This is a genomic window from Chamaesiphon sp. OTE_75_metabat_556, assembly GCF_031378165.1.
GTDB lineage: Bacteria > Cyanobacteriota > Cyanobacteriia > Cyanobacteriales > Chamaesiphonaceae > Chamaesiphon.
Map to the genome: position 1 here is coordinate 1 of NZ_JANNDR010000001.1, position 11,368 is coordinate 11,368.

General features: G+C 46.7%; 9 protein-coding genes and 1 pseudogene. 9 read left to right on the top strand and 1 reads right to left on the bottom strand.

The window, feature by feature from the left end; genetic code table 11:
- Window positions 1–452 precede the first annotated feature (452 nt).
- The 9 genes from RMO27_RS00005 (at window position 453) to RMO27_RS00045 (ending at window position 11,072) form a co-directional block, all read left to right on the top strand.
- Window positions 453–707 carry a hypothetical protein gene (locus RMO27_RS00005; protein ID WP_309727815.1) on the top strand — a complete coding sequence of 85 codons (255 nt, stop codon included), beginning with the start codon at window positions 453–455 and terminating at the stop codon, window positions 705–707.
- Between the two features lie 113 nt (window positions 708–820).
- Window positions 821–2,074: an MltA domain-containing protein gene (locus tag RMO27_RS00010; RefSeq protein WP_309727817.1), complete on the top strand. Its 1,254-nt coding sequence runs from the start codon at window positions 821–823 to the stop codon at window positions 2,072–2,074.
- Window positions 2,075–2,256: 182 nt separating this feature from the next.
- Window positions 2,257–2,985: a GUN4 N-terminal ARM-like repeat domain-containing protein gene (locus RMO27_RS00015; RefSeq protein WP_309727819.1), complete on the top strand. Its 729-nt coding sequence runs from the start codon at window positions 2,257–2,259 to the stop codon at window positions 2,983–2,985.
- A 453-nt stretch (window positions 2,986–3,438) separates the two neighbouring features.
- The gene (gene nirB / locus RMO27_RS00020) at window positions 3,439–5,973 is read left to right on the top strand and encodes a nitrite reductase large subunit NirB (RefSeq protein WP_396133586.1); all 2,535 of its coding nucleotides are present in this window, start codon (window positions 3,439–3,441) and stop codon (window positions 5,971–5,973) included.
- A gap of 117 nt (window positions 5,974–6,090) precedes the next feature.
- Window positions 6,091–6,447: a nitrite reductase small subunit NirD gene (gene nirD / locus RMO27_RS00025; RefSeq protein WP_309727825.1), complete on the top strand. Its 357-nt coding sequence runs from the start codon at window positions 6,091–6,093 to the stop codon at window positions 6,445–6,447.
- Between the two features lie 149 nt (window positions 6,448–6,596).
- Window positions 6,597–7,190, top strand: a complete 594-nt coding sequence (locus RMO27_RS00030) for an MBL fold metallo-hydrolase (RefSeq protein ID WP_309727828.1) — start codon at window positions 6,597–6,599, stop codon at window positions 7,188–7,190.
- Between the two features lie 265 nt (window positions 7,191–7,455).
- Window positions 7,456–8,862, top strand: coding sequence for a 15-cis-phytoene desaturase (gene pds / locus RMO27_RS00035; RefSeq protein ID WP_309727830.1), 1,407 nt, complete (start codon window positions 7,456–7,458; stop codon window positions 8,860–8,862).
- Window positions 8,863–8,972: 110 nt separating this feature from the next.
- On the top strand, window positions 8,973–9,905 hold the full coding sequence (locus tag RMO27_RS00040; protein WP_309727832.1) for a phytoene synthase: 933 nt from the start codon (window positions 8,973–8,975) through the stop codon (window positions 9,903–9,905).
- A 54-nt stretch (window positions 9,906–9,959) separates the two neighbouring features.
- Window positions 9,960–11,072, top strand: a complete 1,113-nt coding sequence (locus RMO27_RS00045; RefSeq protein ID WP_309727834.1) for a fatty acid desaturase — start codon at window positions 9,960–9,962, stop codon at window positions 11,070–11,072.
- 158 nt (window positions 11,073–11,230) lie between these two features.
- On the opposite strand, the pseudogene RMO27_RS00050 reads toward RMO27_RS00045, so the two are convergent.
- Window positions 11,231–11,368: pseudogene (locus tag RMO27_RS00050) on the bottom strand (GDP-L-fucose synthase); the annotation flags it as partial.

Consider the following 11,368-nt stretch of genomic DNA (forward strand, 5'->3'; position numbering starts at 1 on the left):
GTCAATTGAAGGGGCTGTTTGCGCTATCTATTATTGTAATTTATGCCTTTAACTCTTTCTGTCTCTCTGTTACAGGAATTATAACTTCCGTTTGTCGTCGCTAAAATCAGGCTATTATAAACGGGTTAGCATAGCAGGTTCTGTAGAACCACTATCTCTAGTATATTCCGCCGCTTCCGCCGCTGACATCATTGACTTCCAATCCATCCCAATCTCTTCCTCCACCACATTTATCAAATCTCGATCGAGTTGCTTGAGATGAAACCAAAATAGGTCACTCGCTGCGTGACTTATTCTACCCTAATGGACGATTGCTGTCGCAGACGGCAAGCCGTTCGAGCAATTCTGGAGCGAGGATGACTTCATCCTCTACCGAGCGGGCCGATCGAAATAATCGATCGAGATTTGGGCATACTCATAACTAATCAGTTTCAACCCCAACACGATCGAGTATGGCAAAGGTAGCAACCGAGTATGCAGTCTATCTGCTACTATCAGGCGGTCATCGCGAGGAAATCCGTTTTCCTACCGTCCAAGATTTTCAAAAATGGTATAGTAGTGAGCTGATGCCCAAATCCAGTTCTAGTGATTTCATTACCGTACCTTTGAAAAATAGTCAAGGTGAGTACATGGTAATTCGACCTAGCTGTGTCGATGCGATTCGTGTCGAACCTGTATTTGCATCGAGTATTGATCGCGATTATTAGCTTAGGCTTTAAGAAGAAATGCCTAAAACTAGGGAATTTAGTAATCTGGCATCATCGCGATCTGAGCAACATCCATACCACAAACAATCGAATTGACGATCTGTGATGGAAACATGATTTCCGTTCCGCTCGTCACCGATTGTAATGTCCAAGCATTATTTAATAATTACTTCATGATTAAAACACTGGCCTTACTCTCTTTGAATCTAGGTATTGCGCTAGGATTCAACCAGCAAGCACCACTACGGGTGACTGCTGCGCCCCCAGCCAATACTCAAGCCGATCGGGGTACTTCCACTACTAATAATTATGAGGAGACTACTTCTGCCCTTGGTTTCGACGATCAATTATGGGGTAAATCCGGCGATAAACTGGCGATGCTCGAATCGATCGATCATAGCCTCCGTTATCTCGATACTCCCGCAGCGACCAGAGCTTATCAAGGTTATGCAGTACAGGGGATCGATCGCAATCGGGTGCGACGCTCCCTGGTCAGATTTCGCCAGCTACTCAGTACTAGTCGTTCCGCTAACGAACTCCAAACCGCAGTCCGCAAAGAATTTACCTTTTACCAATCGATCGGCAAAGATAATAAAGGTACCGTCCAATTTACTGGTTATTACGAGCCGATCTATCAAGCTAGTCGCAAGCAGACGGCGGAATTCAAATACCCGCTCTACAAATTACCTACCGACTTCAGTAGTTGGAAAGATCCCCAACCCGAACGCCTGCTGCTAGAAGGTGCAGATGGCTTACAAAGTAGCAAAAGCGTCCTCGCGGGAAATGAGATCTTCTGGATGCGCGATCGCTTTGAAGCGATCCTCGTCCAAATTCAGGGTTCTGCCGAACTCAATCTCGCCGATGGCACTAAAACCACGATCGGTTATGCTGGTGGCACTAATTTTGCCTACACCAGTATCGGTAAAGAATTGGCCAAAGATGGCAAGGTTACGCCATCACAGCTCACCCTCCCCGGCATCATCCGCTACTTCCGCGATAATCCCCAAGAATTAAATGTCTACATTCCTCGGTGGAAACGCTTTGTATTTATGAAGGAAACCTTCAACGGCAAACCGATGGGCAGTATTAATGTGCCAGTGACACCAGATCGCTCGATCGCGACAGACAAGTCGATGATGCCTCCAGGCGCACTGGCGTTAGTCTATACCGAACTGCCGTATACCGCAGATGGTCGATCGATCCAACAAAAATTGGTCAGTCGCTATGTCTTGGATCAGGATACTGGTAGCGCGATTACTGGCCCCGGACGGGTTGACTATTTTATGGGTAAAGGGAAGATCGCCGGCGATCGGGCTGGCGTCACTGGTGGGCCAGGACATCTCTATTATTTGTTATTAAAGGGCTAAATTTTGGTGTTAGTAGATCGAGGGTCAGTTGGGTGGAGCACAGCAACATCCAACCGCCTCGATCCACAACTCAACCACAACCAAAATTGAGCCAATCATCAATAACCGCCAAAAATAACAAGTCAAGTTATTTTTGGTAAAATATCGATCGGACTACTCCACCCCATCGCCGATCCCCACCCATGCCCGATTCCAGTACTACCTCACCATCGATACCTTCAGATATCGCCGAGTTGCAGGCCAAATTCACGACGAGCCTGCCCAAAAATCAGTTGCAGATGCTCCCGCATTTGGTTGCGACTGGACTTCCTGGCATTAACATTTTAATTGAGTGGCTCCAACAACAACGAGAAGCCAAGCCGACGATTGTGGTAGGAGCAGTGTATCAAGCTCTCTATCAAAGCGGTGTTTCGGTTGCTAAAGATTACCTCGATCGCGAGTTACCGACTGGGCTTATCCCATTAGCGTCGAGTTTAGACATCGATTATACTCAGCTCCAACAATTATTAGCCCACCAAGATTTTGAAGCTGCCGATAAGCTGACTACCGAAAAACTGTGCGAACTTGCTGGCGCAGATGCCATCAAACGCAAGTGGATTTATTTTACTGAAGTCGAGCAGTTACCGACGATCGATCTCCACACGGTCGATGCGCTGTGGTTGTTACATTCCGAAGGCAAATTTGGCTTCTCGATCCAACGCGAAATGTGGCTGGGCATGAACAAAAATTGGGATAAACTGTGGCCAAAAATTGGCTGGAAACAGGGTAATAACTGGACACGCTACCCTGGCTCATTTACTTGGAATCTCACGGCTCCTAGAGGTCATTTACCCTTGTCAAATCAATTACGTGGCGTGCGGGTGATTGCTGCGTTACTGTCCCATCCTGCTTGGGATAAAGTAAGTGAATAGGATCGATCGAGTTGCGAACATCAGCAATGGAATTATCGATCGGGTTTTCTCTTGGCAATAGTGCTTTTGAAACGCAGAACTAATAATCATATTTAGATCTTCGACAATTTTCATGATTTAGGGTAAAGCTATTTTTATGGACACAGACGCTTGATTTTAAGAGAGATTCGATGCGCCCGATCGTTCATAGCTAGGATAACCTACGATAGTAGGAATATCTGCTAAATTGAGATTCTATCAATAGTAATAAATTGGTACTTGCCCGATCGCTGTTTGTAGCGGATTTTGCTGATCTCTCTGGGCACTCAACCAGTATTATTGTCCCGATAATTACATGAGAGTCATGTAATTAATCAATAAAGTCTGCCGGTTATGTAGCGATCGAGACAAACAAAACTCGCAAATCTGCCTAGCCTAAGATAAACTCAGGACTATATTGTAGCGATAGGCAGCATGGGCATGACAAAACGGTTAGTGACGATCGGCAATGGGATGGTCGGTCATCGGTTCCTCGAACAGATGGCAGCAAAAGGTGCGGATTGGGAGCTAATCTGCTTTTGTGAAGAGCCACGGGTAGCTTATGATCGCGTTAATCTCAGCGGTTACTTTGCGGGGAAGACGGCGGAGGATCTCTCGCTGGTGACACCAAATTTTTATCAAGACAACAATATTCAGGTACATGTCGGCGATAAAGCTGTCAGTATCGATCGAGCCAATCAGACTGTCACTTCAGCAAAAGGTCTTACTATTAGTTACGACAAGCTGGTGCTAGCGACTGGCTCCTATCCCTTCGTCCCGCCGATCAAAGGTAACGATCTACCAGGTACTTTCGTCTATCGGACGATTTGCGATCTGGAAGCGACGTCAGAGTATGCCAAAGAATGTCAAGTCGGTGTCGTCGTCGGTGGTGGTTTATTAGGATTAGAGTGTGCCAACGCACTGCAAAATTTGGGACTTAAAACCCATGTTGTCGAATTCATGCCCCGTCTGATGCCCGTACAGGTGGATGAAGCTGGCGGAACAACATTGCGGCAGAAGATTGAAGATTTAGGAATTGGCATTCATACCGGTAAATCAACGACGGAGATTGTCGCCGACGAACATGGACGCGTCTGCAAGATGTTATTTGCCGATGGCACCGAGCTAGCAACCGATATTATCGTCTTCTCAGCCGGAATTCGTCCCCAGGATGAGTTGGCACGACAATGCGAACTGAAGATCGGCGATCGAGGTGGCATCGCGATCGATGATAATTGTCAAACATCCGATCCGGATATCTATGCGATCGGGGAATGTGCTTTATATAACAACCAAATTTTCGGGCTAGTCGCTCCTGGCTATCGGATGGCCGAAGTAGCCGCAGATCGGATCTGTGGCAGTGATACTAATAATTTCACTGGCGCAGATATGTCCACCAAATTAAAGCTCCTGGGCATTGATGTCGCCAGCTTTGGGGATGCATTTGGCAAGACTGCTGGCTCGAAAGTGATTGCGATCGATGATGCCGTTGCTGGGACTTATAAAAAGCTAGTCGTAAATGAAGATGGAACCCGCTTACTCGGCGGTATTTTAGTCGGCGATGCGACTGTTTACGGTACCTTGCTCCAACTGATGCAAAATCAGATGGCATTACCACCTCATCCAGAGGATCTGATTTTACCGCCCCGCAGTGGTGCTTCAATGGCAATGGGGGTAGACCAATTCCCAGACACCGCCCAAATTTGCTCGTGTAATAACGTCACCAAAGGCCAAATTTGTACCGCAATTCAAGAGCAAGAACTGCGCGATATTGGTAGCGTTAAATCTTGCACCAATGCTGGCACTGGCTGCGGCGGTTGCGTTCCCCTCGTTACTGACTTACTCAAAGCCGAACTCAAGAAAGCTGGCATCGCCGTTAATAACAACCTGTGCGAACATTTCGCCTTCTCCCGTCAGGAATTATATAGCCTAGTTCGATCGCAAGATATCCATACATTTCAACAACTGCTCGATCGACATGGTACCGGACGCGGCTGCGAAATTTGCAAACCAGCAGTCTCATCAATCCTGGCGTCAGCTTGGAACGACCAAATTCTCGACGCACCGCACGTCAGTCTCCAAGATACCAACGATGCCTTTCTCGCGAATATTCAACGCGATGGCACCTACTCAGTCATCCCCCGCATCCCTGGCGGCGAAATTACGCCAGAGAAACTGATCGTATTAGGTCAAGTCGCTCAAGATTTTGGCCTTTATACCAAGATTACCGGCGCACAACGCATCGATTTACTCGGCGCGAGGGTAGACCAACTTCCGCTGATTTGGCAGCGGCTCGTGGCGGCTGGCTTTGAATCTGGGCACGCTTATGGGAAAGCTCTCCGTACCGTTAAATCCTGCGTCGGGAGTACCTGGTGTCGATTTGGCGTACAGGATTCGGTTAGCCTCGCGATCGAGGTAGAATTACGTTATCGCGGACTTCGCGCGCCCCACAAATTCAAATCTGCTGTCTCTGGCTGCACCCGCGAATGTGCGGAAGCCCAAAGCAAGGATTTTGGGATCATCGCCACCGAAAAAGGTTGGAACCTGTATGTTTGCGGTAATGGGGGGATGAAACCCCAACACGCCCAACTCCTGGCTGCTGATTTGGATAAAGAAACCCTGATCCGCTATGTTGACAGGTTCTTGATGTTCTACATCCGTACAGCCAATCGGTTAGAACGCACCGCCACCTGGTTTAATAAGCTCGAAGGCGGGATGGAATATCTCCAAGATGTGATTATCAATGATTCGCTCGGCATCGCCGCCGAACTCGAAGCAGAGATGGCACATCAAGTCGCGACTTATGCATGTGAATGGGATGTCACACTCAAAGATCCCGTCAAACTCCAACGCTTCCAACATTTTGTGAATACCGATCTGCCAGATCCAAATATCGTCCAAGTCGAAGAACGTGGCCAAAAACGTCCGGTGTTCGAGCACGAACGGCAATTACTTTCGATCGACAGCTAAAAATAAGTGTTCCTTGAGGTAGGGGTAATTAATGAATTACCCCTACCTCAAGGAGCGTAGATCTAAAGCCCGATCTAATCTCTCGATCGAGTATCGTAATTTATCAGAGCTTTTTTAATGTCACAACTAGAATCAATTCAGCCAACAACCCAACAGTGGACAAAGATCTGTTCCTTAGACCGAATTTCACCAAATACGGGCGTTTGTGCTTTAGTAAACGATCGACAAATCGCCGTATTTAGAGTCGGTGAAAGTACAGATGTCTATGCGATCGAAAATTACGATCCATTTAGTAAAGCCTACGTTTTATCGAGAGGAATCGTCGGCGATCGCAATGGCATCCCCAAAGTCGCATCACCGATCTACAAGCAAAATTTTAGTCTGTTGACGGGCGAATGTTTCGATGATACAACTGTAAGGTTACAAACTTTTTCTGTTCGAGTTGTCGATGGACAAGTTCAGATTCATGGTTGATAAGTTGAAAATCATTTATGGTTGCTTATCTCCATCCGACAAAACTACATTTTTTATTTTGGTTATGCCTCGGGCAGTAACTCGCCCATCGATTCAAAACAACACGCGATCGACTACGATCGAGATATTACTTCCGGTCGATCGATCCTATGAAATTACTCCACCGTCCCGATCTTTACTGTTGGTCTGAGTTTAATTCCGAACGGAATATCGATTTTCATAGTATTGCTTGGTTGCGAGCGGCGGGAAATATCCTCATCGATCCGCTGCCACTATCTGCCCATGATTGGGCACATCTACAGTCATTAGGTGGCGCGAACTGGATTGTGATTACCAATTCCGATCATATTCGCGCCAGTCAGGAAATCGCCAAGATGACAGGTGCCCAGATCGCGGCACCACAGGGCGAACGCGATACCTTCCCGATTTCGATCGATCGATGGTTGGCTGATGGCGATGAGATCGTGCCAGGGCTACAAGCCATTACCTTGCATGGTTCTAAAACCCCTGGTGAATTAGCACTACTCCTCGAAGCAACTACCCTCATTACGGGCGATCTCGTCAGAGCGCATCGAGCGGGTACGTTAATGTTATTACCCGATGCTAAATTAGCCGATCGCACTCTGGCTCTAGCTTCAGTCCGCCGATTAGCAGAGTTGGATCGAGTTGACACTGTGCTCGTCGGCGATGGCTGGCATGTCTTCCAGGCTGGACAGGCGCGACTGCAAGAATTGTGCGGTTAGCGATCTTACCTGTAGGGTGTGTTATCGCGTTCGCGTAACGCACCATCGTTATTTCTATTAACCGATCGAAACTATTAACCGATCGAGACAGCCAATCGTACTCACAGATCCCAGATTGATCGCAAATCGGGGATTTTTTGATGGCTGAGGGGGGAATTTCGGAAGACTGTGCCGCAAAATGTTGAATTGTAAAGATATGCAAATATAATTAGACTGTTAGAGAGTATTCAACAGAACTTCGATCGTATAGGGGTAGTAGCAATAGATGCGTGTAGCCATTGCAGGAGCAGGTTTAGCCGGACTAGCTTGTGCTAAATATTTATCAGATGCCGGACATACCCCAATTTTATTTGAGAGTCGGGACGTATTAGGCGGTTTAGTTGCGGCTTGGAAAGATGAGGATGGCGACTGGTATGAAACCGGACTCCATGCCTTCTTTGGGGCTTATCCCAACATGCTCCAGCTCATCGGTGAGCTAGGGATCGAAGACCATCTGCAATGGAAAGAACATGCGCTGATCTTCAATCAACCAGAGAAACCAGGAAAATACTCATATTTCAGCGTGCCGGATCTCCCAGCACCGTTTAATGTGATTATTTCGATCCTCAGAAATAACGACATGCTCACCTGGGAGCAAAAAATCAAGTTTGCGCTGGGCTTGTGGCCGGCAGTCTTGCGCGGGCAGAAGTATGTCGAAGATATGGATCAGTACAGCCTATTAGAATGGCTGCGGCTGCAAGGTATCGACGATCGCGTCAATTCGGATATTTTCATCGCCGCATCCAAGGCACTAACTTTTATCAATCCTGAGGATGTCTCAGCGACAATTCCGCTGACAGCAATTAATAAGTTCCTCAAAGAACGCTATGGCTCCAAAATCGCCTTTCTAGATGGTTCGCCGACCGAACGCTTGTGTCAGCCTATCGTCGAGCATTTTCAAGCCCGTGGTGGCGAAATTCGGATGGAGCGACCCCTCAAGCAGATCGTGCTGAATGATGATGGTACGGTGGCGCATTTCTTGATGCGGGGACTCAATGGCGCGGCAGATGAAATCGTGGTGGCCGATGCTTATGTATCGGCGATGCCGGTCGATGTCATCAAAACTTTGATGCCGGAACCCTGGCGGGAAATCGAATTTTTTGAGAAGATGCAGGAACTAGAAGGGGTGCCTGTAATTAACTTGCATCTGTGGTTCGATCGCAAACTCACCGATATCGATCACTTGCTCTTCTCGCGATCGGATATTCTCAGCGTCTACGCCGATATGAGCGTAGCGTGCCGGGAGTATGAAGATCCTGACAAATCGATGCTCGAACTGATTATCGCCCCGGCTAAAGATTGGATCGACAAATCTGACGCAGAGATCGTTGCAGCCACGATGACCGAGCTAGAACGCTTGTTCCCCCAGCATTTGATTGGTGATAATCCAGCTAAATTACGTAAATCGAAAGTCGTGAAGACACCCAGATCGGTTTATACTGCATCTCCAGGACGACAAGCTTGCCGACCGAGCCAATCTACACCGATCGCCAATTTCTTTCTTGCTGGTAGTTATACGATGCAAGAGTATCTAGGCAGTATGGAAGGTGCGGTACTTTCTGGTAAGCTGGCAGCACAGGAGATTGCGAATTATCAGCCCGTAGTAGCAAAACCACTAGCTACTGCAATCTAGAGGGTAGAGGATAGAGAGTAGAGGGTAGTCTTCATACTCTCTCTCTCCAATTTTCACCAAATCCACACCTCTATCCACCTACCCTCTACTCCATACTCCCTCCCCTCTTAATGCTGCAACTGGAAAAGTCCCTACCGATCGTGACAATGCTAACATCGACCGAGGAATCGTATGAACTCTGTCGCCAAATAACTGCCCAATATGGCAAAACCTTTTATTTGGCGACACTACTGATGTCAGTCCCCCAACGGCGGGCGATTTGGGCAATCTATGCCTGGTGTCGCAATACCGATGAATTGGTCGATGGAGCGGATGCAGATGAGACTACGCCAGCGACGCTAGATCGCTGGGAAGACCAATTAGCAGAAATGTTTAGGGGTAATCCTACTACTGATTATGATGTAGCCTTAGTTGATACGATCGCTAAATTTCCTGACTTGGAGATTCAACCATTTCGGGATATGGTCACTGGGCAACGCATGGATCTGCGCAAGAATCGGTATGAGAGTTTTGAGGAACTATCCCTCTACTGCTATCGAGTCGCTGGGACAGTGGGCTTAATGTCCAATGCCATTGTGGGTATCGATAGTAGTCAGTTCACAGCACCTTGGAATTGTGACCAGATTGATATCCCAACTGAGCAAGCTGTGGCGCTGGGCATTGGCAAGCAGTTGACCAATATTCTGCGAGATGTCGGTGAGGATGCGGAGCGGGGGCGAATTTATTTACCACTGGATGAGCTAGCGCTGTTCAACTACACCGAACAGGATTTATTAAATCAGGTTGTCAATGATAATTGGCGGGCATTGATGAAGTTTCAGATTCAACGCGCTCGTAAGTACTACCAACAAGCGGAGGTAGGCATCAGTAAGCTCAGCCCCGATGTCCGGTGGCCAGTCTGGGCGGCACTGTTACTATATCAACAGATCTTAGACTCGATCGAGCGGAATGATTATGATGTATTTACTCGTCGCGCTTATGTGAGCACCCCCAAAAAGCTCTGGGGTTTACCAGCTTCTTTTATTCGGGCACAGGTTAAATAAGAAATCTGTCTAAACCTAAATAGTGATAAAACCCCTAACTCCCCATACTATAAAATGCAAGATACGATCAAAAAGTCAGACTTTGTGTTGACTCCTTACATGAAGAGCAATGATTTATGGGCAACTTATCAACTGCTCAACACTGTTGTTCCCTACTTATTGTTGTGGTTTTTGGCGGTTAAAGTAGCCGCAATCTCAATTTGGCTACTCGCGCCGATTATCATCTTGATGTCGCTGTTCTCAGTCCGCTGTTTTTCTTTAATGCATGATTGTGGACACTATTCACTCTTTAATTCCAAAAAAGTTAACCGGATTGTCGGATTTTTTCTGGGAGTGATTAATGCGATTCCTCCATATGGATGGTCGCGAGATCACGCTTATCATCACAAGACAAATGGTGATTGGGAGCGGTATCGGGGTGTTGCGGACTTTCTCTCAACCGAAGAATTCGCCAAACTTAGTTTAGCTGATCGCAACTCATATCAGTTATTGAGACATCCATTGATGGCTTTTCCTGGTGGGTTCTTTTATCTGGCAATTAAGCCAAGACTTGCGCTCGTTTTGGGCATTTACGATCTAATTCGAGACGTAGCTGCTGGATTAAAACAAGACAATGGGATGAGTGCTATTGATATAATTGCTGCTCATAAATCCAAACATTGGCAGACAAAGACTGAATTCTGGGATTTACTTCTAAATAATGTCTGTGTAATTAGTAGCTGGATTGCGCTAAGTTATTTGCTCGGTGCAGGATTCTTTCTAAGTGTTTACTCACTAGTGATTACCTTGTCAGCAGTAATCTTCATTTGGTCTTTCTTTGTTCAGCATATCTTTGAAGGTTCCTATGCCCACAAAACAGAAAGCTGGGACTATATATTGGGTGCGATTGAGGGTAGTAGTTATTTAGAACTACCAACGATTCTCAAATGGTTTACAGCTGACATTGGCTATCACAATATTCATCATCTGTCTGAAAGAATCCCAAACTATCATCTCGAAGCTTGTCACAAAGCAAATATTCATCTACTCTCAAATGTCAAAACATTGCGAATGGGTGATATGTTAAATTGTGCTAGGTTTATATTATGGGATGCTGATTCTAATAGCCTAGTAACTGTTGAATCATTATCATCACCGCAACCTGCTCGAATTGAAGTATCTGTTTAAATCAATGGTGATTACAAAACCCGACTTCTGTTAAGAAGTCGGGTTTTTAGCTTTGTACTTTTATTATTCTGTAGGGTGGGCAGCGGTTCGCGCCCTGGAGGTTTCCTCCAGATTGAGCGAAACAAGACACTGCCCACCATCTAGGCTGTGCCTCCAGTCTAGCCGTGGGTGCGATACCAATCGATCGTATTTTTCAAGCCTTGTTCGATCTTAACTTCAGCAGTAAATCCAAAGTACTCCTTAGCCCTTTGAGTATCCAGACAGCGACGAGGTTGACCATTTGGTTTGTCAGTTTG

Bases quoted from the DNA above. Each gene is read 5' to 3' on its own strand.
- RMO27_RS00005 (WP_309727815.1), top strand. From the start codon at position 453: ATGGCAAAGGTAGCAACCGAGTATGCAGTCTATCTGCTACTATCAGGC.
- RMO27_RS00010 (WP_309727817.1), top strand. From the start codon at position 821: ATGATTTCCGTTCCGCTCGTCACCGATTGTAATGTCCAAGCATTATTT.
- RMO27_RS00015 (WP_309727819.1), top strand. From the start codon at position 2,257: ATGCCCGATTCCAGTACTACCTCACCATCGATACCTTCAGATATCGCC.
- nirB (WP_396133586.1), top strand. From the start codon at position 3,439: ATGGGCATGACAAAACGGTTAGTGACGATCGGCAATGGGATGGTCGGT.
- nirD (WP_309727825.1), top strand. From the start codon at position 6,091: ATGTCACAACTAGAATCAATTCAGCCAACAACCCAACAGTGGACAAAG.
- RMO27_RS00030 (WP_309727828.1), top strand. From the start codon at position 6,597: ATGAAATTACTCCACCGTCCCGATCTTTACTGTTGGTCTGAGTTTAAT.
- pds (WP_309727830.1), top strand. From the start codon at position 7,456: ATGCGTGTAGCCATTGCAGGAGCAGGTTTAGCCGGACTAGCTTGTGCT.
- RMO27_RS00040 (WP_309727832.1), top strand. From the start codon at position 8,973: ATGCTGCAACTGGAAAAGTCCCTACCGATCGTGACAATGCTAACATCG.
- RMO27_RS00045 (WP_309727834.1), top strand. From the start codon at position 9,960: ATGCAAGATACGATCAAAAAGTCAGACTTTGTGTTGACTCCTTACATG.